A 22,188-nucleotide genomic window follows, 5' to 3' on the forward strand; every position below is an offset into this window, starting at 1 on the left:
CCTGAGTTTACAGATCCGCGATCAGCGCCGCCGCGGCTTTACGGTGTCGTGATATCAGCGATGCCACATCCATATCCACAATCTGGCCGTCGATGACGCGCCATTTTCCGCCGACCATCACGCGATCGGCTTTCTCCGCGCCGCACAGTAACAAGGCGGCAATGGGATCATGGCTGCCGCTGAAACGTAACTCGTCGAGTTTAAACAGCGCCAGGTCGGCCTGCTTGCCTACCGCGATCTGTCCGATATCATCACGCCCGATAAGCGTCGCCGATCCCCGCGTCGCCCAGCCCAGCACTCTTTCCGGCGTCACATATTCCGCACCGTATTTCAGCCGTTGCAGATACAGTGCCTGCCGCGCTTCGTACATCAGATTCGAGGCGTCATTTGATGCAGAACCATCAACGCCCAGTCCAATCGGCACGCCTGCGGCCTCCAGGTCACGCGTCGGACACATGCCGGACGCCAGCCGCATATTCGACACCGGGCAATGACAGATGCCGGTGCCCGCCGCGCCGAGACGCCGGATTTCATCGTCGTTAAAGTGAATGCCGTGCGCCAGCCACGTCCGGTCACTCAGCCAGCCGACGCTTTCCAGATAATCCACCGTGCGCAGGCCAAACATCTTCAGGCAGAACGCCTCTTCATCCAGCGTTTCCGCAAGATGCGTGTGTAAACGGACATCTTTCCGCCGGGCCAGCCGGGCGCTTTCGCGCATGATTTCTGTCGTGACGGAAAAAGGCGAGCACGGCGCCAGCGCAATCTGCATCCATGCTCCTTCGCCGCGCTGGTGATAGCGGTCAATCAACCGCTGACTGTCGCGCAAAATGGTTTCGCCCGACTGAACCGTTTGTTCCGGTGGCAGCCCGCCCTGCGCTTCACCGAGGCTCATTGAGCCCCGCGTCAGTAAAGCACGCATGCCCAGCTCCCGGACCACGTCCACCTGCACATCGATGGCCTCTTCCATCCCTTGCGGAAACAAGTAATGGTGATCTGTGGTGGTAGTGCAGCCAGACAGCAATAGTTCGGCCATCGCCACGCGGCTTGCCAGCCCGAGCGCTTCAGGCTGCAAACGCGCCCAGACCGGATACAATTTTTTCAGCCACGGGAATAACGGCACATTGACCACGGGCGCCCAGGCCCGGGTCAGTGTCTGATAAAAATGATGGTGGGTGTTAATCAGGCCCGGTAGCAAAACACTCTCTGAGGCATCAAAAATATGATCCACCGGTTGTGAAGGTGGCTGGCCGGGGGGCAGCAATTCGACGATTTTCGCGCCTTCGATGACAATGCCCCCGCGTGCTTCCAGGGTGTTTGAGGTAAAAACAGCCAGCGGATTTTTGATCCACGTGCGTTGCTCTGACATATCTGACGTCCTTTTTTGGTCCGAATGTAACTTCAAAAAGTGAGTCAGCTCAGTTATGCCCTGTCTGCTGATCCAGGGGCGCAGGCGCGGTGTATCAGTGAACTTTCATTTCCTCTGCGAGCACGCTGACGCGTTCTGCGGGCATCAGTAAATTGAGCAGGATGGCGACAATACCGCCGCTGGTGACCGCATGCCCAAAGATATTGCCGACGATCGGCGGAAATTGCCCCAGCGCTTCGGGTACCGCTTCAATGCCCAGACCGATACCGAATGAAATGGCGATAATCAGCATTTCACGGCGTCCTACCGGCGATTGCGTCATGATGCGGATACCGGCGGCCACCACGCTGCCAAACATCACCAGCGTCGCCCCGCCCAGCACCGGCGCGGGTATTTGCTGCAGAATGCCGCCGATAAACGGGAACAACCCCAGCACAACTAAAACGCCGCCGATGTACATGCCGACATAGCGGCTGGCGACGCCGGTCATCTGGATCACGCCGTTATTCTGCGCAAACGTGGTGTTCGGGAATGACGCAAACATCGCCGCAATCATACAACTGACGCCGTCCGCCAGAATTCCACCCTTGAGGCGTTTACGGAAGCTTTCCCCTTCGATCGGCTGCTGCGACAGCATGCAGTTTGCGGTCAGATCCCCAACCGCTTCCAGAATGCTGATAAAGGAAACCAGCGCGATGGGAACGAAGATGATCCAGTCAAACCTGAAGCCGAAGCGGAATAACTGCGGCAGCGCAAACCAGTCACCCTGTAGCGGTTTCAGTGGCAGATGCCCGCTCAGGTACGCCGCAACGCAGCCCACCACGATGCCTGAAACGATGGAAGACAGACGCACCCAGCGCACGTTGATTCGGTTACAGGCGACGATAACCAGCAGCGTCAGCGCCCCAAGGCCAATATTGACCGGTGCGCCGAAATTCGCCGCGCCGTGTCCGCCAGCCCAGTCAGTAATGCTGACTTTAATCAGGCTGATGCCAATCAGCGCGATAACGGTACCGCTCACCAGCGGGGTGAACACCCGGCGCATCTGACCAATAAAACGGCTGACCAGCAGCGGGATGAAGGCTGCCACGAAGTTCACACCAAATATCATCGCCATAATGTCTTCGGGGGATCCGCCACGGCTTTTCACCAGCAGCCCTCCGGACAAGATCACCCCCAGAAAAGCAAAGCTGGTGCCCTGCAGGCAAATCATGCCCGCGCCAACCGACATAAACCGGCGCGCCTGAAGAAAGGTTCCGATACCGGAAGCCAGCAGCGACATGCTGATCAGATAAGGTAAATAGGCGTTCAGCCCGAGAACCGAGCCGATAATCAGCGGCGGAGTGATGATCCCCACCACACTGGCAAGCACGTGCTGAACCGCCGTGAGGAATGCCGGCGCCGGTGCGATACGCTCTTCCAGTCCATACAGCAGTTCTTTTTCATTGGATTCAGACATAACGGGTTTCCGGGATAATGAGTGATAACCCAGTTATGCATAAAGCAGGCCAGTGACGAAAAAATTTGCCTTAACGTCCTGCAACGCCCGGTTTCTGCGGCCAGCCGAAAAACAGGCGCACTGAAACTTTAAAATCAGTGTTGCGCCATTTGGGTACTTTTGTTTCATGAAATGCGCGGTTAACGGGTTTATGCACAAAAAAAGGGCAAGGGGAAAGGAAGGGAAGGTAAAAAGTCCTGACCGGGTGGTCAGGACTCAAACACTGATCAGGCGCGCGTCACCGGGAACGCCAGCACATCGCTCAGACTGGTAGCGCCGAGCGCAATCATAATCAGGCGATCAACGCCCAGCGCCACACCGGAACACTCCGGCATACCGTGCTCTAACGCATCCAGCAGGTTGTTATCGATAGGATGCTGCGGCAGGCCGCGTGCCGCTCGTTTACGGTTGTCCTGTTCGAAACGCTGACGCTGTTCACGACCATCCGTCAGTTCGCGGAAACCGTTCGCCAGTTCTATGCCTTTGTAATACACCTCGAAACGCTCGGCCACGCGATGATCTTCCGTGCTGATTTCCGCCAGAGAGGCCTGCGTCGCCGGGAAGTGATACACGAACGCGGGCTTGTCGCGGCCTATGTGAGGTTCCACGCCCATGGTGAACAACAGTTGTAATAATGTGTCGCGGTCTTCTTCGGTGTCAGCAATATTCGACAAATCCAGCTTCGCTGCCGCTTCACGCAATTCTGCTTTGTCGGCAGACAACGGATCAACATTCAGATGGCGGGTGAACGCCTGCTGGTAGGAGAGCGTTTCTGCACTGTTGCAGTCGAGTACCTGTTGCAGTAAATCATCCACTTCATTCATCAGCCGGTACATGTCATAACGCGGACGGTACCACTCCAGCATCGTGAACTCAGGATTGTGATGAATGCCGGCTTCTTCGTTGCGAAAACTGCGCCCCATCTGATAAATAGGACCGCTGCCCGCCGCCAGTAAGCGTTTCATGTGGTATTCCGGGCTGGTCATCAGATAGAGCGTTTTGCCCTCTGCGGCTCCGGGCCCGACGAAACGCGTCTCGAAAGGCACCAGATGAATATCGGTCACCGTGGCCTGGCTCATGGCTGGCGTTTCCACTTCCAGCACGCCGCGATCGGCAAAGAAACGGCGGATCTCAGTGAGGATAGTCGCACGCTTCAACAGATTGGCGATGGAGGCGCTGGGTTGCCAGCTGGCTGTTTCGCTCATGGTGATTTACTCCGAATGCAGAAAAGTCATGCAGTCTACCTGCATCCTGTGGGCAAACAAATATCTCATTTTGCGAAGCACAACGCAGAGAAAGCCTAAATCCGCGTTCACATCAAATTACCCCTTCTACCCCTTAGGTATACTAATTCCCTTACAAACAATAAGAATATTACCCTCTGGGACAGCGCCTGTATGTCATCAGGGTTCACTAAGCCTTCGATTCCGAAGGCGTTTCGCGGGTGTTTCAAACCCGATCTTTTTGATGATAGTGGAGGAATGCAGTGCAAACCTTTAACGCCGATATTGCAATTATAGGTGCAGGTGGGGCGGGTTTACGCGCAGCAATAGCCGCAGCGGAAGCCAATCCTGACCTGAACATCGCATTGATTTCGAAAGTGTACCCAATGCGCAGCCATACTGTCGCCGCCGAAGGCGGTTCTGCCGCGGTGACGCAGGATCATGACAGTTTTGATTTGCACTTCCAGGATACCGTTTCCGGCGGCGACTGGCTGTGTGAACAAGATGTGGTGGATCATTTCGTTCATCAATGTCCGACAGAAATGGCTCAGCTGGAAATCTGGGGCTGCCCGTGGAGCCGCAAAGAAGATGGCTCGGTCAACGTCCGTCGTTTTGGCGGCATGAAGATCGAACGCACCTGGTTTGCCGCCGATAAAACCGGCTTCCACATGCTTCACACCCTGTTCCAGACCTCCCTGAAATACCCACAAATCAAACGTTTCGACGAGCATTTCGTCCTTGATATTTTGGTCGATGACGGTCAGGTGCGCGGCGTGGTCGCCATCAATATGATGGAAGGTACCCGCGTGCAGATCCGCGCTAACGCGGTTGTCATGGCGACCGGTGGCGCAGGCCGTGTTTACCGTTACAACACCAACGGCGGTATCGTGACCGGCGATGGTATGGGCATGGCATTCCGTCACGGCGTGCCGCTGCGTGATATGGAATTCGTGCAATATCACCCTACCGGTCTGCCGGGCTCCGGCATCCTGATGACTGAAGGCTGTCGTGGTGAAGGCGGTATTCTGGTGAACAAAGACGGCTACCGTTATCTGCAGGATTACGGCATGGGGCCGGAAACACCGCTGGGTGAGCCGAAAAATAAATACATGGAACTCGGCCCTCGCGACAAAGTGTCGCAGGCGTTCTGGCACGAATGGCGCGCCGGACGCACCATCGAAACCCCGCGCGGCGACGTGGTTTATCTGGATTTGCGCCATCTTGGCGAGAAAAAATTACGCGAACGTCTGCCGTTTATCTGCGAGCTGGCAAAAGCCTACGTCGGCGTTGACCCGATCACGGATCCGATCCCGGTACGCCCTACCGCCCACTACACCATGGGCGGCATCGAAACTGACGCACAGTGCGAAACCCGGATTAAAGGCCTGTTTGCCGTCGGCGAATGTTCTTCCGTCGGCTTGCACGGCGCTAACCGTTTAGGTTCCAACTCTCTGGCAGAACTGGTGGTCTTCGGACGCATGGCCGGTGAACAGGCCGCGTTGCGCGCTGCACAGGCCACAGACTTTGGCAATACCGCCGCGCTGGATGCTCAGGTGCGTGATATTGAAAATCGCCTGTCAGCGCTGATGCAGCAGGAAGGGGATGAAAACTGGGCGACTCTCCGTGATGAAATGGGTCTGGCGATGGAAGAAGGGTGCGGGATTTACCGTACAACTGAGCTTATGCAGAAAACCATCGACAAGCTGGCAGAACTGAAAGAGCGCTTTAAACGGGTCAAAATCCACGACACTTCCAGCGTCTTCAACACCGATCTGCTGTACACCATTGAGCTTGGCCACGGCCTGGAAGTGGCCGAATGTATGGCGCACTCCGCCATCAACCGTCGTGAATCTCGCGGGGCGCATCAGCGTCTGGATGAAGGCTGCACCGAGCGCGATGACGTCAATTTCCTTAAGCACACCCTGGCATTTTATCAGCCTGATTCCTCGCCGCGTCTGGAATACGGGGACGTGAAAATCACCACGCTGCCGCCAGCCAAACGCGTTTACGGCAGTGCAGGCGACACTCAGGATAAAAAAGATAAGGAGCAATCCCGTGGCTAAAATGCACAGCCTGAAGGTTGAAATCATGCGCTATAACCCGGAGACGGACAGCGCGCCGCATCCGGTGGTGTATGACGTCCCTTTCGATGAGACAACCTCCGTTCTCGATGCCCTCGGTTATATCAAAGATCATCTTGCGCCAGACCTTTCGTACCGCTGGTCATGCCGCATGGCAATTTGTGGCTCCTGCGGCATGATGATCAATCGTGTGCCCAAACTGGCCTGTAAAACCTTCCTGCGTGAATACCCGCAAGGGATGCAGATTGAAGCGCTGGGCAACTTCCCGGTGGAACGCGATTTGGTGGTCGATATGACTCACTTTATCGAAAGCCTCGAAGCCATTAAGCCTTACATCATCGGTAATTCACGTACCGTCGATCAGGGGCCGGGTAATCAGACACCGGCGCAGATGGAGAAATATCATCAGTTCTCCGGCTGTATCAACTGCGGTTTGTGTTATGCCGCCTGCCCGCAGTTCGGGTTAAATCCGGAGTTCATCGGCCCGGCCGCCATCACGCTGGCACACCGTTACAACCTCGATAACCGCGACCAGGGTAAAGCGCAGCGAATGCCGCAGCTTAACAGTCAGAACGGTGTCTGGAGCTGTACGTTTGTCGGGTATTGCTCCGAAGTCTGTCCGAAGCACGTAGACCCTGCCGCCGCCATTCAGCAAGGCAAAGTCGAAAGCGCTAAAGACTTCATGATCGCGAGGCTCAGACCGCAATGAGGGAGGAAAATATGACGACTCAAAGTACGGGCAGCAAGCGCAAACCCTACGTGCGTGAGATAAAAGCCAGCTGGTGGAAAAGCCTGCCTTTCTACCGTTTTTATATGCTGCGCGAAGGCACGTCGGTTCCGGCCGTCTGGTTCAGCCTTTTGCTGCTGGCTGGCGTTTTCTCGCTACGTAACGGGCCTGAAAGCTGGGCGGGTTTTGTGGATTTTCTGCAAAATCCGGTGGTCATGTTGATCAACCTGATCGCCCTGCTGGCGGCGCTGCTGCACACCAAAACCTGGTTCGAGCTGGCGCCTAAAGCTTCCATCGTGATTATCAAAGACAGGAAGATGGGGCCGGAGCCGGTGATTGCCGGTTTTTGGGGCGTGACCGTGGTTGTGACGCTGGTGATCCTTGCCATCGCGCTGTTTCTTTGAGGAGGCGAAATGAAAAATACTCTGCCTAAACGTTCAGATGAACCGGTATTCTGGGGGCTGTTTGGCGCCGGGGGTATGTGGAGCGCAATCTTCGCGCCGGTGATGATTTTGCTGGTGTGTTTCCTGCTGCCGCTGGGTTTCTTTCCCGGTGAAGCACTGAGCTACCCGCGCGTAATGGCTTTCGCACAAAGCTGGATCGGCCGTCTGTTCCTGCTGCTGATGATCGTGCTGCCTTTGTGGTGCGGTCTGCACAGGATCCATCACGCCATGCATGACCTGAAGATCCACGTTCCCGCCGGGAAATGGGTGTTCTACGGTCTGGCGTCGATCTTAACCATTGTCACCCTTATCGTATTGATCCGTCTCTGATCCCTGACGATCTGACCTCACAGCGGCCTGCTCTCTGGCCGCTGATTTTTCCTCTCTGTTCTTTTCCTTTTTTCTCAAATGTTACCTACACTTAGATGCTTACCTAAGGAAGGAATATTTATGCGTATCTGGTCAAAACTGGGTGTCATCGTCACGGCACTGCTCTCTGTCGCCTGCAGCGTTACCCCACCGAAAGATGTCAAAGTCGTCAATAATTTCGAACTCAACCGTTATCTCGGCACCTGGTATGAAGTTGCCAGACTGGATCACAGTTTTGAGAGCGGGCTTGAACGCGTTACCGCGAACTACAGCCTGCGCGATGATGGCGGCGTTAAAGTCATTAACCGTGGATTTAATCCTAAGAAAAACAAATGGCAGGAAAGTGAAGGGAAAGGATACTTCACCGGATCGACAGCGCGTGCCGCGCTCAAGGTTTCTTTCTTCGGTCCGTTTTATGGCGGTTATAACGTCATCGAGCTGGATAAAGACTATCGCTACGCGCTGGTCTGCGGCCCGGACAAGAGCTATCTGTGGATCCTTTCACGCACCCCAACGCTGGATGACAGCGTGAAACAGCAGTTGCTGAAAACCGCGCAACAATACGGCTTCGACACCAGCAAGCTGGTGTGGGTCAAACAACCGTAAGTTTTCCGCCCTTCAGAAACAACACTGCCTGCATCAATGTGCAGGCAGACTTCAGTTTACTTCAGGTCGTTCAGCCGCTATTGCGCGCTTTTCTGAATCGCTTGCCCGCCGGCGGACACATCTTCACCCACGCCACGCGTGGTATTGCAGGCGGTTAACGCAGAAGACAGAACAAGAACAGATAAGATAGCGAGGATACTTTTCTTCAGCATATAAATTTCCTTCCTATAGGAGAATGTAAAGAACAACCCTTTAAGTGTAGTTAACTTTTAGGAAATGCAGGAAATCAGGAAGGCTTTTAAGAAAATTGGAAAAAAGAAATGGAAGGTTAACAAGGCTGAAGGGATCAGCCTGCGCGTGAAATTGCCCCACCCAGATGCTGGATGTCTTCACCAAAACCATGAACCGTGTTGCAGCCGGATAACGAAGCCAGCGCCATCACTGAAACCACGATAAGCATCATCTTTTTCAACATGATCAATAACATCCGATTCAATTCGTTGAGGCAGGAAAGCTGCAACAGGCCTTCACCTGTGGCAGCTCTCATCCGGCAAAATAAGCAGGGAAACTTATTTAACGCGGGAAACGTATTCGCCAGAACGGGTGTCACAACGAACAATTTCACCGATCTGTACGAACAATGGCACTTTAACCACGGCACCGGTGCTCAGGGTTGCAGGCTTGCCGCCGGTACCCGCTGTATCACCTTTCAGGCCTGGATCAGTATCCACCACTTCTGCTTCGATGAAGTTTGGTGGCTGTACCGCGATAGGACGACCATCCCACAGAGTGACGATACATTCCGCATTGTCTTGCAGCCATTTAGACGCGTCAGACACGGTTTTTGCTTCAACGCCGTGTTGTTCGAAAGTCTCTGGGTGCATGAAATGGTAGAACTCACCGTCGTTGTAGAGGTAAGTCATGTTGGTATCTACCACGTCCGCGCCTTCGCAGGAGTCAGTAGATTTGAAGGTTTTTTCTACACGTGAACCGGTCAGCAGACGACGCATTTTCACGCGTGCGAAAGCCTGACCTTTGCCCGGTTTTACGAACACACTGTCTTCGATAGCGTAAGGCTCGCTTTCGAACATGATTTTAAGACCCGGACGGAAATCGTTGCTAGAATAAGTCGCCATGATGGCCCTCTAATTTTAAACTGGTATTAGCCAAAAAATGGCAAACATTGTAACCCTAAATACGCCATTTAGAGAAGATTGGTTGTATCAACTCGGCGATGTTATTACAGACCCGGATGAACTGCTTACTCTTCTGGCACTTAACGATAATGCAGAGCTGCAAAAAGGGCGTGAAGCCCGTCGTTTGTTCCCGCTACGAGTGCCCCGCGCCTTTTTGGCACGAATGAAACCGGGCGATCCGCAGGATCCTTTATTGCTTCAGGTATTAACCGCCCGCGAAGAGTTTATCGCCGCGCCGGGGTTTACCACTGACCCGCTTGATGAACAACGCAGCGTTGTTCCGGGTCTGTTGCACAAATATAGCAATCGGGCCCTGCTACTGGTGAAAGGCGGCTGCGCGGTAAACTGCCGCTACTGTTTCCGCCGTCATTTTCCGTATCAGGACAACCAGGGGAATAAAGCCAACTGGGTTCAGGCGCTGGATTATATCCGTACATGCCCCGAACTCGATGAAATTATTTTCTCTGGCGGCGATCCGCTGATGGCAAAGGATCACGAACTCGACTGGTTGATCGGCGAACTGGAAGGGATCGCGCACATTAAACGTCTGCGTATTCATACCCGTTTACCGGTCGTGATCCCAGCACGCATTACCGATGCTTTCTGTCAGCGTCTTGAACAATCGCGTTTGCAGGTGCTGATGGTGACACACATTAATCATGCCAACGAGATTGATGATGCACTGCGCGCCAGTATGGCTAAGCTGAAAAAGCACGGCGTGACCTTGCTCAATCAAAGCGTATTACTGCGTGATGTGAATGATTCCGCTGAGGTGCTGGCCGCGCTGAGCAATGCGCTGTTCGACGCCGGTATTTTGCCTTACTACATCCACGTGCTGGATAAAGTCCAGGGCGCAGCACATTTCATGGTGAGCGACGACGAAGCGCGCGTCATTATGAAAGGGCTGATGAGTCAGGTGTCGGGTTATATGGTGCCGAAACTGACGCGTGAAATTGGCGGCGAGCCAAGCAAAACGATTCTGGATTTACGTCTGAAGCAGTCCTGAAGACGACCAGAGAATGCAAAAAGGGATGCCCGATGGCATCCCTTTATTATTTCTAGGCGATCATAACGCGCAAGGCGCGATTATGGGCACTTATAAACCTGGCCGACCATTTTGCTGTCAACGGGTGCAAAGCTGGACAGGAAGTTCTGAGACGGGCTGTTAGCACCATAAATGGTGTTGCCGCCCATGGCTGCTGCTTTGTTACGCAGGTCGTTGGCTGCACCACGCATGGAGCTGCCGTCACCACCGGTACCTGAGAACCAGTTGCTTTGGGCACCGGTTACCTGGCCGATCAGCTGACATTCAGCGCCTGGCTTATCGTCGGTGAATTTCACCTGCTGGCCTGCAGCATCCAGTTGATGAGTGGTACTGCACCCGGCAAGCAGCGCGATAGCTGACAGGCCCAGTAACATTTTAATCCGCATCACTTTCCCCATTTGTTTTTGTAATCACATAAAGCCTATCAGAAAACACCTGGCTCTCTTAGGCATCCGTTGCCACGCATACCCAAGTTCGCGCTATCGGTAAAAATCCGAAAACCACGCAGAAACGAGTCTACACGTTAAAGGCCGGCGACAATGAGAGTTATCTTACTGAACCTGACAAAAAAGGGTCAAATAAAAAAACCCGGCCTTTTCAGACCGGGTTTCTTCAGCAGGTTAATCAGTAAACAAAAACGTCTGCTGATTTCGCCTGCCTGCGGATGAGCGCAGGGGGATGATGATTACATCATGCCGCCCATGCCGCCCATTCCACCCATACCGCCAGCGCCGCCCATATCGACTTTATCGTCTTTAGGCAGGTCGGTGATCATGCACTCAGTGGTGATCATCAGGCCAGCTACAGAAGACGCGTACTGCAGAGCAGAACGGGTCACTTTAGTTGGATCCAGGATACCCATTGCGATCATGTCGCCGTATTCTTCGGTATAAGCGTTGTAGCCAAAGCTGCCTTCGCCTGCTTTCACTTTGTTGGCGATGACAGAAGCTTCTTCGCCTGCGTTGACAACGATCTGACGCAGTGGAGATTCCATCGCGCGCAGAGCAACGCGGATACCCACGTTCTGGTCTTCGTTATCGCCTTTCAGGCCAGCCAGGGTGTGAGCAACGCGGATCAGCGCAACACCACCACCGGCAACCACGCCTTCTTCAACAGCAGCACGGGTTGCGTGCAGCGCATCTTCAACGCGGGCTTTCTTCTCTTTCATTTCAACTTCAGTCGCTGCGCCAACTTTCAGAACAGCTACGCCGCCTGCCAGTTTAGCCACACGCTCTTGCAGTTTTTCGCGATCGTAATCAGAGGTCGCTTCTTCGATCTGCTGACGGATCTGAGAAACACGGCCCTGAATGGTCGCTTCTTCGCCAACACCGTCGATGATGATGGTGGTGTCTTTGTTGATCACAACACGCTTAGCCTGACCCATGTCTTCCAGCGTCGCTTTTTCCAGCTCCAGACCGATCTCTTCAGAGATAACGGTACCGCCAGTCAGGGTTGCGATGTCCTGCAGCATAGCTTTACGACGGTCGCCGAAGCCTGGTGCTTTAACCGCAGCCACTTTCACGATGCCGCGCATGGTGTTCACTACCAGAGTCGCCAGGGCTTCGCCTTCAACGTCTTCAGCAATGATCAGCAGTGGTTTACCGGCTTTCGCAACGGCTTCCAGAACTGGCAGCATTTCGCGGATGTTAGAAATCTTTTTGTCAGCCAGCAGAATGAACGGGCTTTCCAGTTCGATTGAACCGGTTTCTGGTTTGTTGATGAAGTACGGAGACAGGTAACCGCGGTCGAACTGCATACCTTCAACAACGTCCAGCTCGTCTTGCAGACCGGTGCCTTCTTCAACAGTGATGACGCCTTCTTTGCCGACTTTTTCCATCGCTTCAGCGATCAGTTTACCGACGGTTTCATCGGAGTTAGCAGAGATAGTACCCACCTGGGCAATGGCTTTAGAGTCAGAGCAAGGTACAGACAGTTTTTTCAGTTCTTCAACAGCGTGAATCACAGCTTTGTCGATACCGCGCTTCAGGTCCATCGGGTTCATGCCCGCAGCCACAGCTTTCAGGCCTTCGGTGATGATGGCTTGTGCCAGAACAGTTGCGGTAGTGGTACCGTCACCTGCTGCATCGTTCGCTTTGGACGCTACTTCTTTCACCATCTGTGCACCCATGTTCTCGAACTTGTCTTCCAGTTCGATTTCACGTGCAACGGACACGCCGTCTTTAGTGATGGTTGGTGCGCCGAAAGATTTGTCCAAAACCACGTTGCGGCCTTTAGGGCCCAGGGTCACTTTTACTGCATCAGCAAGGATGTTTACGCCACGCAACATTTTTACGCGTGCGTCATTACCGAATTTAACTTCTTTAGCTGCCATTGTTAATTTCCCTTCAATTCGTTCAGTTCAGAAAAAAGTGGGTCGAGGATCAGGCTTCTACGATTGCCAGGATGTCGCTCTCAGACATAATCAACACTTCTTCATTGTCGATTTTCTCAGCTTTCACGCCGTAGCCGTCGTTGAAAATGACGATATCGCCAACTTTCACGTCCAGCGCTTTCACTTCACCGTTTTCCAGAATGCGACCATGGCCGACAGCCAGGATTTCACCGCGGGTAGATTTACCTGCAGCGGAGCCAGTCAACACGATGCCGCCAGCGGATTTAGATTCTACTTCTTTACGCTTGACGATAACGCGGTCATGCAATGGACGAATTTTCATTGATAACTCTCCTGTGAGCGGGTCTAACTCAATTTTAGGGTTGAATGCCCGGCAGAACACTGCCCGGCCTCGTGGTTTGTTTAATGGGGGCGATACATCGCCCTTCAAGGGGAAGAAGAGAAAAAAATTTCCCTTTTTCTTTCACATTCCTGCCATTAAGACCGGCAAAAAATGCCCTTCCCCCCTGTTTTTCCTAGTCAAAAACAATTTTTTAACAATCAAGGCCACAGAGATTAGCGATCGCGGTGCTCTGTGTCGTCATCTTTTTTTAAAGAAACCAGACGCTCCGGCGTTTCATCAGTGCGCTTGAATTCGCCGTCAAAGGTATTCCCCGTTGGCGCGCTGTTACCCCAGTTGCCGCCAGAGCGGACGATATTCAGATGAGGCATCAGTTTCAGCGTCAGGCGTTTCTGGATCGGAGGCAGTAAAAGCAGCAAACCGAGGAAATCCGTAAAGAACCCGGGCACCAGCAGCAGAAAACCTGCAATCACCAGTGACACGCTTTTCACCATTTCCGCCGCCGGACTTTCGCCCACGGCCAGTTTTTGCTGTAACTGCATAAACGTTTTCATACCCTGGTTTTTCACCAGAGAGACGCCCACGCAAGAGGTGAACACCACCAGCAGCAGCGTGGTAGCAACGCCGACGATTGCAGCCACCTTGATAAATAAGGTGATCTCAATGTAAGCCAGCAGAAATAATACGATTAACGGTAACCAGCGCACCGCGTTCTCCTTGTAATAAGGTTGCGGAAATTCTCAGAGAGAACATTCCGCAACCATGAATGAGGGCCCGCTCACGAACTTTGCCATCAAAGGCAGACAGGCTGACTACACTGAGATGGTGCTCCATCCCAATGATTTCAAGCGCCAGACCTGATTTAATTGAGCAACTAAATGATTTGTGAGAATTCTCACAGATACAAAAATACATGCACAACAATAGGGCAGGATAGTGATCTTAGTACGTGCAATTCGTTTGAAGCAGCATATGATCGCCTTCGTTGCCAAAACAACGGTTGATCGTTTTAAATTTACCACGGTAAGTAACATAATTTTAAACATCGCATAACGCGTTTAGTACCGAAGAGAAGGTTCTCATGTCAAACACCATTCGTATCGAGGAAGACCTGCTGGGCACGCGCGAAGTCCCTGCAGACGCTTATTACGGCATTCATACCCTGCGGGCGATTGAAAACTTCTATATCAGCAACACCAAGATCAGCGATGTACCTGAATTTGTCCGTGGCATGGTAATGGTGAAAAAAGCGGCCGCTCTGGCAAACAAAGAGCTGCGCACAATTCCACGTCACATTGCCGACATCATTATTCAGGCGTGTGACGAAGTGCTTGATAAAGGTAAATGCATGGACCAGTTCCCTATCGACGTCTATCAGGGCGGCGCGGGAACCTCGGTAAATATGAACACGAATGAAGTGCTGGCGAACATCGGTCTGGAACTGATGGGACACCAGAAAGGCGATTATCAGTTCCTCAATCCCAACGATCATCTCAACAAATGCCAGTCCACTAACGATGCTTATCCGACCGGTTTTCGTATCGCCGTGTATGCCTCATTGCTGAAACTGGTCGATGCCATTTCCCAACTCGGCGACGGCTTCGAGCGTAAAGCGAAAGAGTTCGAGAACGTCATCAAAATGGGCCGTACCCAGTTACAGGATGCGGTACCGATGACGCTCGGTCAGGAATTCCACGCATTCAACGTGCTGCTGAAAGAAGAAACCCGCAACCTGATCCGCACCGGCGAGTTACTGCTGGAAGTGAACCTCGGTGCGACGGCCATCGGCACACGCCTGAATACGCCGGAAGGGTATCAGCAACTTGCCGTGGAGAAACTGGCGGAAGTCAGCAATCTGCCGTGCGTTCCGGCCGAAGACCTGATCGAAGCGACGTCTGACTGTGGCGCCTACGTCATGGTTCACAGCTCCCTGAAACGCCTGGCAGTAAAGCTTTCCAAAATCTGTAACGACCTGCGCCTGCTCTCTTCCGGCCCGCGCGCTGGCCTGAACGAAATCAACCTGCCAGAACTTCAGGCCGGTTCTTCAATCATGCCCGCCAAGGTCAACCCGGTGATCCCGGAAGTCGTGAATCAGGTGTGCTTTAAAGTCATCGGTAACGATGTTTGCGTCACCATGGCGGCAGAAGCCGGTCAGCTTCAGCTGAACGTGATGGAACCGGTGATCGGCCAGGCGATGTTTGAGTCAGTTCATATTCTGACTAACGCCTGTTACAATCTGTTGGAAAAATGCATCAACGGCATTACCGCAAATAAAGAAGTGTGTGAATTTTACGTATTCAACTCTATCGGCATCGTCACCTATCTCAACCCGTTCATTGGCCACCACAATGGCGATATTGTCGGGAAGATTTGTGCAGAAACCGGCAAGAGTGTCAGGGAAGTGGTGCTTGAGCGTGGCCTGCTGACAGAAGCAGAGCTGGACGATATTTTCTCTATAGAAAATCTTAAACACCCGGCTTATAAAGCGAAACGCTACACGGATGAAAATGAACAGTAACAGGCTCCATCACTGACCTTTTAAAGGCTCGTTGTTCTGCGGAACAGCGGGCCTTTTTACTTTGTACGACACAACAATTACATAACAAATAATTATCAATTCCTTAAGGAATACGGGAAAAATGGACGGACAACCATGTTAATCATCGAACTCATTATTGTACTGTTGGCGATCTTTCTCGGGGCGCGATTAGGCGGCATCGGGATTGGTTTCGCGGGTGGACTCGGCGTACTGGTGCTCGCCATGATCGGCGTAAAACCGGGCTCCATCCCCTTCGACGTCATTTCCATCATTATGGCTGTTATCGCCGCCATCTCGACCATGCAGGTCGCAGGCGGTATGGATTATCTGGTTCAGCAAACCGAGAAACTGCTGCGCCGTAACCCGAAACACATCACTCTGCTCGCCCCCATCGTCACCTACTTCCTGACCATCCTCGCAGGAACAGGCAACATTTCCCTCTCGGCGTTACCGGTAATTTCTGAAGTCGCCAAAGAGCAAGGCATCAAGCCTTCACGTCCTTTATCCACCGCGGTCGTGGCAGCGCAAATTGCGATCACGGCGTCGCCTATTTCAGCGGCGGTAGTGTATATGTCATCGGTGATGGAAGACCATGGCGTCAGCTATCTGCACCTGCTGATGGTGATGATCCCTTCGACGCTGGCGGCCGTTATCGTGATGTCTCTGATGGTCACCTGGTGCTTTGACTCCAAACTGTCTAACGATCCGGTCTATCTGAAGCGTTACGAAGAAGGGCTGGTGACGCTGCGTGGCGACAGCATTGTCGAAATCAAACCACGGGCAAAACTCTCTGTGATGTTGTTCCTGCTCGGTGTTTTATCCGTGGTCGGTTACGCGGTGATTAACAGTCCGAGCCTCGGGCTGGTCGCCACACCGCTGATGACCACCACCAGCGCGATTCTGATCATCATGCTCAGCGTGGCAACTTTAATCACCCTGCTATGCCGGGTTGATACCGATTCGATCCTGACTTCCGGCACGTTTAAAGCGGGAATGAGCGCCTGTATTTGTATCCTCGGCGTGGCGTGGTTGGGCGATACCTTCGTGCAGGCGAATCTTGGCTGGATCAAAGAAACAGCAGGCAGCATTATTCAGGCACACCCGTGGCTGCTGGCTGTGATTTTCTTCTTCAGTTCTGCGTTGCTCTATTCTCAGGCGGCGACCACCAAAGCCCTGCTGCCGATGGCACTGGCGCTGAGCGTGTCTCCGCTGACTGCCGTCGGATCGTTTGCAGCCGTTTCTGGCCTGTTTATTTTGCCGACCTACCCGACGCTCGTCGCGGCCGTGCAGATGGATGACACCGGCACCACCCGCATAGGGCGCTTTGTGTTCAACCATCCTTTCTTTATTCCAGGCACTGTGGGCGTCTTCCTGTCGGTGCTGTTCGCATTTGGCCTCGGCAGCGTTATCCTCTGACCTTACGCGGGGGCTCCGGCCCCCGCCATCCGCTCCCCTTCTGATATTTGTAAAATACCCGCAAGACTTTCTGCTCAACGATGGCGCGGGGTATACTCATTACTCCTAATCGCGCCACGGCATGAAGCCGTCCGCATCTTCTGTCGAATCACCCAGCGGCTGAGTGTCTGCGCCGCGACAAAGAGACTTGAATTCCGCATGGATCACCGCATTTTTCGTATTTTTTTCCTGCTCTGCAGCCTGTGCATCGCGCCGCTGCAGGCTCAGGCATCATTATTCGGTCAGCCCGCAGCACCGCAGTTTGTGCCCGTGGATCAGGCGTTCAGCTTTGACTTCCAGCAGCAGGGTCACGACCTCAAGCTGAACTGGCAAATCCGTGACGGGTATTATTTATACCGCAGCAAAATTGAGCTGGAACCGAAGAACGCCGATCTTGCTGCGTTCTTCCTGCCGAAGGGGCGTGAGCATCACGATGAGTTTTTCGGTGACAGCGAAGTATATGAAAAGGCTCTGCACATCACCGTCCCTTTGCGACAGGCCAGCGCCGACGCCACGGTACGCGTGACCTATCAGGGCTGTGCCGCTGCAGGATTTTGTTATCCGCCGGAAACCCGCGAAGTGCCGGTCAGCGAGGTGACGGATGCGCCACCCGCCAGCCCGCCGGTGATCGACGCAGCGCCTGTCGTCACCACGCCCGCGCCGCACAGCACCCCACTGCCGTTCTCGCCGCTGTGGGCGTTGTTGATTGGCATCGGCATTGCTTTTACACCTTGTGTATTACCGATGTATCCGCTGATCTCCGGCATTATTCTTGGCCGACAGCGTCCTCACAGCATGAAGCGAATTTTCATGCTGTCGCTGATTTACGTTCAGGGCATGGCGCTGACCTACACGTTGCTCGGCATGGCAGTGGCCGCTGCCGGTCTGCAATTCCAGGCCGCATTACAAAGTCCGTGGGTGCTGATTGTGCTGTCGGTGATGTTCATCGCGCTGGCACTGTCGATGTTTGGCACCTTCAGCCTGCAACTTCCTTCTTCATTACAGACCCGGCTGGCGTTGTGGAGTAATGAACAAAAAGGCGGCTCGCTGCCCGGCGTCTTTATTATGGGTGCGCTGGCCGGGCTGATTTGTTCACCCTGCACCACCGCGCCGCTGAGCGCCATTTTGTTGTATATCGCCCAGAGCGGTAATCTTCTGGCCGGTGCGGGCACGTTGTATCTGTATGCGCTGGGCATGGGCATCCCGCTGATTATCGTGACCCTGTTTGGCAACAAACTGCTGCCACGCAGCGGCCCCTGGATGAATAACGTCAAAGAAGGCTTTGGTTTTGTGATTCTGGCGCTGCCCGTCTTCCTGCTTGAGCGTGTGGTCGGTGATGTGTGGGGGCTGCGTTTATGGAGCCTGCTCGGCATCGCGTTCTTTGGCTGGGCCTTTGTGCTTTGCCTGAAAAGCCAGCGCGGCGTGTTCCGGGTCCTGCAACTGGTCTTCCTCGCTGCCGCGCTGGTGGTCAGCCGTCCGTTACAGGACTGGGCTTTTGCCCCCGTGGCAAGCAGTACCGCGCCACAACACGCACTGAGTTTTCAGAAGATCCACAACGTGGATGAACTCAATGCGGCTCTTCAGGGTGCTCAGGGCAAACGCGTGATGCTGGATTTGTATGCGGACTGGTGCGTCGCCTGCAAAGAGTTTGAAAAATATACGTTCTCTGCGCCAGACGTGCAGCATGAACTGGCGAATACCTTACTGCTTCAGGCAGATGTCACCAAAAATTCGCCGGAACAAAAGGCGTTACTTAAACGCCTGGAAGTGCTGGGATTGCCTACGATTTTATTCTTCGGCCCTGATGGCAGAGAATTGCCGCAATCCAGAGTTACCGGATTTATGAATGCAGCGGAATTCACCGCGCATTTGCAGAAAGCCCGTCATTAAACGACACTGGTTTTTGAATGACGCGAATTGCGAGGAGGCAAACGTGCTACGCGAACAAGTTCTTGATCAAACCTTAAATATCCTGGAACAACGTGGCCTTGCAACCATGTCACTGGAATACGTCGCCGAAAAGGTCGATGTTCCGCTCAATGAGTTACGCCGTTTCTGGCCAGATGCGGAAGCGTTGCTCTACGACAGCCTGCGCTATCACGGTGAACAAATTGACGTCTGGCGCCGCCAGCTGATGCTGGACGAGTCTCTGAGCGCATCGCAGAAGTTACTGGCCCGTTATAAAGTGCTGGATGAGCAAGTTCGTCAGCAGCGCTATCCGGGATGCCTGTTTATCGCTGCCTGCACGCTATTTCCTGACAGCGATATGCCAATTCATCAGTTAGCACAGCAACAGAAACTGGCCTCGTATGAGTACACGCTATCGCTGCTGCAAGAGATGGGCTCCGATGATGCCGAGATGGTGGCCCAGCAGATGGAGCTGATCCTGGAGGGTTGCCTGAGCAAACTGCTGGTCAAACGTCAGTTGAACGACGTGGAAGTCGCCCGCAGGCTGGCAGAAGACGTTTTAAATATTGCACGTTGTCGCGAACATGGCGCACTTTCCTGATTTTCTGATCGGCAAAACAGGGAATTTGATAGTTTTTGAATGAAAAGCCAGCAAACAAACGCGTTTTATGTGTTTTAGATGACAAAGCCGTTGACGGCACATGCCCAATACGGTTTAATGCGCCCCGTTGCCCGGATAGCTCAGTCGGTAGAGCAAGGGATTGAAAATCCCTGTGTCCTTGGTTCGATTCCGAGTCCGGGCACCATATTTAAAGAAACCCGCCTATGGCGGGTTTTTTGCTTTCTGTGATGCGGACTCTGCATCGAACTTCGTTCGATTATTCGTCTCATACTGAGACTCACCCCTGCGGGGTCAGCGCAAGCGCTGCGCGACTTTTTCCGAGTCCGGCACCCAGTTTAAAGAAACCCGCCTGTGGCGGGTTTCTTGCTTTCTGAGGTTTATGGCATTTTCTCTGCGTAACAACACCATCTCCCCCCGTCATACCCTCTCACTGATCCTGATAAATCACGCACTACTAAAATTCCGTACGTGATTTATAGCTTTTATCACAATAACGTCCTGCCAAAAAAATATGTTTTGTCGTTAAGACTTATCTCAGGTCACGTGTAAACTATTCGGACGCAATTCTATTTCATTAATAGAACGGGTTTATACTGGCTGGCCGTACTCACGGTATATAAAGGCAAATGACAACAGCATAATGGCACTTAATTACCTGATGCAGTGAAAATTCAGGATATTCAAGACAGGGAGAAAGGGATGCATATGATTTATCTGATTGAAAATCAAATAGTCTTTAATCCGGAGGATAACTCACTTTCATTACTGAGCGACGCTGAAAGTAACATCACGGTATCCAATCCTGCGCGGAGAATATTATCCCTGTTAATTGAGCAACAGGGTACCGTTGTACAGCGTGAAACATTCTTTAAAAAAGTATGGGATGACTATGGTTTGACAGCCAGTAATAATAACCTCAATCATTGCATCAGCAAATTACGTAAAGTGATTTCCACACTGGGTTATGTCGATGAATTCATCGTCACTGTGCCTAAGGTCGGTTTTATCATCAAAAAAGAAACGACTATTACGCTGCAGTCGGGGCTGGAGCTGCCACAGGAAAAAGACACTTTACTGCCGGAGGAAGCGTTCAGTGCGCCTGAACCCCCTGTTACCCTGCATGAAACGGCACCTTCAGTACCTGAAACATCAGAAGTTCAGGAGCCAACATTTGCGGCCATGCATAAAGAACATCGTAAAATATACTTAATTATCAGTATGTTTACGTTGATTATTCTGACAACCTGGGGGCTGTATATTTTACACAGCGTGATGATTGATCCTAAAGCGAAGCTGTTGGTAGCTAACATCGGTGCCTGTGAACTCTACTCTACCACGCCAGTTTCCGGGGCCAGAAAGGCGGAGTTCCTCCAACTGGCACAAACCTTTATGATGAAACAAAAAATCCTCTGCTCTCCCGGAAATATTTTCATATTTCAAAGTGAGCAATTCATTACGCCTGTTGATACAGGATCAGTTCGTGACTTTATGGCGCAGTGCAGCACTAATGAATCGCATAACATCAACATTTGCATCAGCTATTATGCAAATGACAGGACAACGCATGATCAGTTTTAAAAAATGGCCATCGCCCGGTCTGCAGAACATTCTGCTTACATTATTACTGGTTGGGTTATTACCTGGCATAGTTATATACGGCAATTCATTGAGGAATGATAAAGTCGCCTTTCCTTTCAACACCTCCTGCCGGGGAAATATGATTGTTGACGCTCTTTATGATGATCAACGGGCACGGATGACGACATCCTTCTACTTTAGTTTTCTCGACAATAATAAAATCTTGATCTCTCTCAGCGGCACGGGGTATTTGTATGATCGCAGCGGTAAGGTGATTGAGCGAAAAACGATCCTTAGGAATATTTATTATCGTTATGTGCATGAAAGTAAATACACTAACACCTACTCACTTACAAGTACCCAAATAAATACCGACAGCGTTGATAATATGGACTGGAAGATGTCCTCGCTTTTATTGATGAACAGTTTTTTTATGGCAGGCCAGACTGACACGCTGGTGCTCAAGAAATACGATGACAACACCATGTTGATCGAGAGCAACCAGTCACCGCTGACCATGTGCGTATTTAAAAACGATCTCTGAGTTATTTGTAGTACAGGTAAAGATGGAAGCCGCAGGCCTGCGCATAACGTGTCAGGGTGTTAAAGCTGGCCTGCGCCGGACGCTTTTCAAGGCGCGTGATCGCCGGAGGCGTCACGCCGAGACGCCTGGCCAGCTCGGTTTTACTTAACCCCGCATCTTCCCGCAGGGTTTGCAGCATCGCGTGAATCTGAGTTTCGGCTATGAGTTCCGGTGCCTGTGCTAAGTAAACCGGTTCTTCCAGCGCTTGCGCGCGCAGCTTGGCGGTTCTAAACATGTCTTTCTCCCTGTACTGAAA

23 protein-coding genes and 1 tRNA gene are annotated in these 22,188 nt (G+C 52.6%); 13 read left to right on the plus strand and 11 right to left on the minus strand.

The window, feature by feature from the left end:
• Positions 1 to 7 precede the first annotated feature (7 nt).
• The 3 genes from ACQZQY_RS02965 to epmA form a co-directional block, all read right to left on the minus strand.
• Positions 8 to 1,366, minus strand: coding sequence for an 8-oxoguanine deaminase (locus ACQZQY_RS02965; protein WP_431296588.1), 1,359 nt, complete (start codon positions 1,364 to 1,366; stop codon positions 8 to 10).
• Between the two features lie 94 nt (positions 1,367 to 1,460).
• Positions 1,461 to 2,825: a uracil-xanthine permease family protein gene (locus ACQZQY_RS02970; RefSeq protein ID WP_431296589.1), complete on the minus strand. Its 1,365-nt coding sequence runs from the start codon at positions 2,823 to 2,825 to the stop codon at positions 1,461 to 1,463.
• A 266-nt stretch (positions 2,826 to 3,091) separates the two neighbouring features.
• Entirely contained in the window at positions 3,092 to 4,069 is a 978-nt protein-coding gene (gene epmA, locus ACQZQY_RS02975) for an elongation factor P--(R)-beta-lysine ligase (RefSeq protein WP_056782496.1), read from the minus strand.
• 281 nt (positions 4,070 to 4,350) lie between these two features.
• On the opposite strand from epmA, the gene frdA reads away from it, so the two are divergent.
• The 5 genes from frdA (at position 4,351) to blc (ending at position 8,313) form a co-directional block, all read left to right on the plus strand.
• On the plus strand, positions 4,351 to 6,150 hold the full coding sequence (gene frdA / locus ACQZQY_RS02980; RefSeq protein WP_122096298.1) for a fumarate reductase (quinol) flavoprotein subunit: 1,800 nt from the start codon (positions 4,351 to 4,353) through the stop codon (positions 6,148 to 6,150).
• A complete protein-coding gene (locus tag ACQZQY_RS02985; protein WP_056782498.1) occupies positions 6,143 to 6,877 on the plus strand; it encodes a succinate dehydrogenase/fumarate reductase iron-sulfur subunit in 735 nt (244 codons plus the stop codon). Before frdA ends, ACQZQY_RS02985 begins: the two co-directional genes overlap by 8 nt.
• Before the next feature lie 11 nt (positions 6,878 to 6,888).
• A complete protein-coding gene (gene frdC, locus ACQZQY_RS02990) occupies positions 6,889 to 7,299 on the plus strand; it encodes a fumarate reductase subunit FrdC (protein WP_431296590.1) in 411 nt (136 codons plus the stop codon).
• A 9-nt stretch (positions 7,300 to 7,308) separates the two neighbouring features.
• Positions 7,309 to 7,668 carry a fumarate reductase subunit FrdD gene (frdD, locus tag ACQZQY_RS02995; RefSeq protein WP_431296591.1) on the plus strand — a complete coding sequence of 120 codons (360 nt, stop codon included), beginning with the start codon at positions 7,309 to 7,311 and terminating at the stop codon, positions 7,666 to 7,668.
• Between the two features lie 120 nt (positions 7,669 to 7,788).
• Complete coding sequence (gene blc / locus ACQZQY_RS03000) at positions 7,789 to 8,313, plus strand: outer membrane lipoprotein Blc (protein ID WP_056782501.1); 525 nt, start codon at positions 7,789 to 7,791, stop codon at positions 8,311 to 8,313.
• Positions 8,314 to 8,390: 77 nt separating this feature from the next.
• Here the strand turns inward: blc and ACQZQY_RS03005 are convergent, their stop codons facing one another.
• From ACQZQY_RS03005 to efp, 3 genes are all read right to left on the minus strand, one after another.
• The gene (locus tag ACQZQY_RS03005; RefSeq protein WP_014333643.1) at positions 8,391 to 8,525 is read right to left on the minus strand and encodes an entericidin A/B family lipoprotein; all 135 of its coding nucleotides are present in this window, start codon (positions 8,523 to 8,525) and stop codon (positions 8,391 to 8,393) included.
• Positions 8,526 to 8,659: 134 nt separating this feature from the next.
• Positions 8,660 to 8,788: an entericidin A/B family lipoprotein gene (locus ACQZQY_RS03010; protein ID WP_056782525.1), complete on the minus strand. Its 129-nt coding sequence runs from the start codon at positions 8,786 to 8,788 to the stop codon at positions 8,660 to 8,662.
• Between the two features lie 94 nt (positions 8,789 to 8,882).
• Complete coding sequence (gene efp / locus ACQZQY_RS03015) at positions 8,883 to 9,449, minus strand: elongation factor P (protein WP_056782502.1); 567 nt, start codon at positions 9,447 to 9,449, stop codon at positions 8,883 to 8,885.
• Between the two features lie 37 nt (positions 9,450 to 9,486).
• Between efp and epmB the strand changes: the two genes are divergently transcribed.
• Positions 9,487 to 10,515 carry an EF-P beta-lysylation protein EpmB gene (gene epmB, locus ACQZQY_RS03020; protein ID WP_183849994.1) on the plus strand — a complete coding sequence of 343 codons (1,029 nt, stop codon included), beginning with the start codon at positions 9,487 to 9,489 and terminating at the stop codon, positions 10,513 to 10,515.
• 80 nt (positions 10,516 to 10,595) lie between these two features.
• Here epmB and ACQZQY_RS03025 read toward each other — a convergent pair whose 3' ends face one another.
• The 4 genes from ACQZQY_RS03025 to ACQZQY_RS03040 all read right to left on the minus strand — a co-directional run bounded on the left by ACQZQY_RS03025 (position 10,596) and on the right by ACQZQY_RS03040 (position 13,954).
• The gene (locus ACQZQY_RS03025) at positions 10,596 to 10,940 is read right to left on the minus strand and encodes a DUF4156 domain-containing protein (protein WP_122096303.1); all 345 of its coding nucleotides are present in this window, start codon (positions 10,938 to 10,940) and stop codon (positions 10,596 to 10,598) included.
• 299 nt (positions 10,941 to 11,239) lie between these two features.
• Positions 11,240 to 12,886: a chaperonin GroEL gene (gene groL / locus ACQZQY_RS03030; RefSeq protein WP_056782504.1), complete on the minus strand. Its 1,647-nt coding sequence runs from the start codon at positions 12,884 to 12,886 to the stop codon at positions 11,240 to 11,242.
• A 49-nt stretch (positions 12,887 to 12,935) separates the two neighbouring features.
• Positions 12,936 to 13,229, minus strand: coding sequence for a co-chaperone GroES (locus ACQZQY_RS03035; RefSeq protein WP_009636718.1), 294 nt, complete (start codon positions 13,227 to 13,229; stop codon positions 12,936 to 12,938).
• Between the two features lie 233 nt (positions 13,230 to 13,462).
• Positions 13,463 to 13,954 (minus strand): FxsA family protein, encoded by a 492-nt coding sequence (locus tag ACQZQY_RS03040; RefSeq protein ID WP_056782505.1) that lies wholly within the window; start codon positions 13,952 to 13,954, stop codon positions 13,463 to 13,465.
• Positions 13,955 to 14,328: 374 nt separating this feature from the next.
• On the opposite strand from ACQZQY_RS03040, the gene aspA reads away from it, so the two are divergent.
• The 7 genes from aspA to ACQZQY_RS03075 all read left to right on the plus strand — a co-directional run bounded on the left by aspA (position 14,329) and on the right by ACQZQY_RS03075 (position 21,893).
• Positions 14,329 to 15,765 (plus strand): aspartate ammonia-lyase, encoded by a 1,437-nt coding sequence (gene aspA / locus ACQZQY_RS03045; protein ID WP_056782506.1) that lies wholly within the window; start codon positions 14,329 to 14,331, stop codon positions 15,763 to 15,765.
• Between the two features lie 135 nt (positions 15,766 to 15,900).
• Complete coding sequence (locus ACQZQY_RS03050; RefSeq protein WP_183849990.1) at positions 15,901 to 17,202, plus strand: anaerobic C4-dicarboxylate transporter; 1,302 nt, start codon at positions 15,901 to 15,903, stop codon at positions 17,200 to 17,202.
• Positions 17,203 to 17,400: 198 nt separating this feature from the next.
• Positions 17,401 to 19,131: a protein-disulfide reductase DsbD gene (locus ACQZQY_RS03055; RefSeq protein WP_431296592.1), complete on the plus strand. Its 1,731-nt coding sequence runs from the start codon at positions 17,401 to 17,403 to the stop codon at positions 19,129 to 19,131.
• Between the two features lie 43 nt (positions 19,132 to 19,174).
• Complete coding sequence (gene dicD, locus ACQZQY_RS03060; RefSeq protein WP_136375808.1) at positions 19,175 to 19,750, plus strand: division control transcriptional repressor DicD; 576 nt, start codon at positions 19,175 to 19,177, stop codon at positions 19,748 to 19,750.
• A gap of 129 nt (positions 19,751 to 19,879) precedes the next feature.
• Positions 19,880 to 19,955 (plus strand) — tRNA-Phe (locus ACQZQY_RS03065).
• A gap of 521 nt (positions 19,956 to 20,476) precedes the next feature.
• Positions 20,477 to 21,349, plus strand: coding sequence for a winged helix-turn-helix domain-containing protein (locus tag ACQZQY_RS03070; RefSeq protein ID WP_235533508.1), 873 nt, complete (start codon positions 20,477 to 20,479; stop codon positions 21,347 to 21,349).
• On the plus strand, positions 21,336 to 21,893 hold the full coding sequence (locus ACQZQY_RS03075; protein ID WP_431296593.1) for a hypothetical protein: 558 nt from the start codon (positions 21,336 to 21,338) through the stop codon (positions 21,891 to 21,893). Before ACQZQY_RS03070 ends, ACQZQY_RS03075 begins: the two co-directional genes overlap by 14 nt.
• Before the next feature lies 1 nt (position 21,894).
• On the opposite strand, the gene ACQZQY_RS03080 is transcribed toward ACQZQY_RS03075, so the two are convergent.
• Positions 21,895 to 22,167: a helix-turn-helix domain-containing protein gene (locus ACQZQY_RS03080; protein ID WP_431296594.1), complete on the minus strand. Its 273-nt coding sequence runs from the start codon at positions 22,165 to 22,167 to the stop codon at positions 21,895 to 21,897.
• Positions 22,168 to 22,188: the final 21 nt, after the last annotated feature.

This window comes from Rahnella sp. PAMC25559 (assembly GCF_050632365.1).
Lineage (GTDB): Bacteria > Pseudomonadota > Gammaproteobacteria > Enterobacterales > Enterobacteriaceae > Rahnella > Rahnella rivi.

Excerpts from the sequence above, each read along its gene's own strand:
- ACQZQY_RS02965 (WP_431296588.1), bottom strand. The coding sequence starts at position 1,366 with ATGTCAGAGCAACGCACGTGGATCAAAAATCCGCTGGCTGTTTTTACC.
- ACQZQY_RS02970 (WP_431296589.1), bottom strand. The coding sequence starts at position 2,825 with ATGTCTGAATCCAATGAAAAAGAACTGCTGTATGGACTGGAAGAGCGT.
- epmA (WP_056782496.1), bottom strand. The coding sequence starts at position 4,069 with ATGAGCGAAACAGCCAGCTGGCAACCCAGCGCCTCCATCGCCAATCTG.
- frdC (WP_431296590.1), top strand. The coding sequence starts at position 6,889 with ATGACGACTCAAAGTACGGGCAGCAAGCGCAAACCCTACGTGCGTGAG.
- frdD (WP_431296591.1), top strand. The coding sequence starts at position 7,309 with ATGAAAAATACTCTGCCTAAACGTTCAGATGAACCGGTATTCTGGGGG.
- blc (WP_056782501.1), top strand. The coding sequence starts at position 7,789 with ATGCGTATCTGGTCAAAACTGGGTGTCATCGTCACGGCACTGCTCTCT.
- ACQZQY_RS03005 (WP_014333643.1), bottom strand. The coding sequence starts at position 8,525 with ATGCTGAAGAAAAGTATCCTCGCTATCTTATCTGTTCTTGTTCTGTCT.
- ACQZQY_RS03010 (WP_056782525.1), bottom strand. The coding sequence starts at position 8,788 with ATGTTGAAAAAGATGATGCTTATCGTGGTTTCAGTGATGGCGCTGGCT.
- efp (WP_056782502.1), bottom strand. The coding sequence starts at position 9,449 with ATGGCGACTTATTCTAGCAACGATTTCCGTCCGGGTCTTAAAATCATG.
- epmB (WP_183849994.1), top strand. The coding sequence starts at position 9,487 with ATGGCAAACATTGTAACCCTAAATACGCCATTTAGAGAAGATTGGTTG.
- ACQZQY_RS03025 (WP_122096303.1), bottom strand. The coding sequence starts at position 10,940 with ATGCGGATTAAAATGTTACTGGGCCTGTCAGCTATCGCGCTGCTTGCC.
- groL (WP_056782504.1), bottom strand. The coding sequence starts at position 12,886 with ATGGCAGCTAAAGAAGTTAAATTCGGTAATGACGCACGCGTAAAAATG.
- ACQZQY_RS03035 (WP_009636718.1), bottom strand. The coding sequence starts at position 13,229 with ATGAAAATTCGTCCATTGCATGACCGCGTTATCGTCAAGCGTAAAGAA.
- aspA (WP_056782506.1), top strand. The coding sequence starts at position 14,329 with ATGTCAAACACCATTCGTATCGAGGAAGACCTGCTGGGCACGCGCGAA.
- ACQZQY_RS03050 (WP_183849990.1), top strand. The coding sequence starts at position 15,901 with ATGTTAATCATCGAACTCATTATTGTACTGTTGGCGATCTTTCTCGGG.
- ACQZQY_RS03055 (WP_431296592.1), top strand. The coding sequence starts at position 17,401 with ATGGATCACCGCATTTTTCGTATTTTTTTCCTGCTCTGCAGCCTGTGC.
- ACQZQY_RS03070 (WP_235533508.1), top strand. The coding sequence starts at position 20,477 with ATGATTTATCTGATTGAAAATCAAATAGTCTTTAATCCGGAGGATAAC.
- ACQZQY_RS03075 (WP_431296593.1), top strand. The coding sequence starts at position 21,336 with ATGATCAGTTTTAAAAAATGGCCATCGCCCGGTCTGCAGAACATTCTG.
- ACQZQY_RS03080 (WP_431296594.1), bottom strand. The coding sequence starts at position 22,167 with ATGTTTAGAACCGCCAAGCTGCGCGCGCAAGCGCTGGAAGAACCGGTT.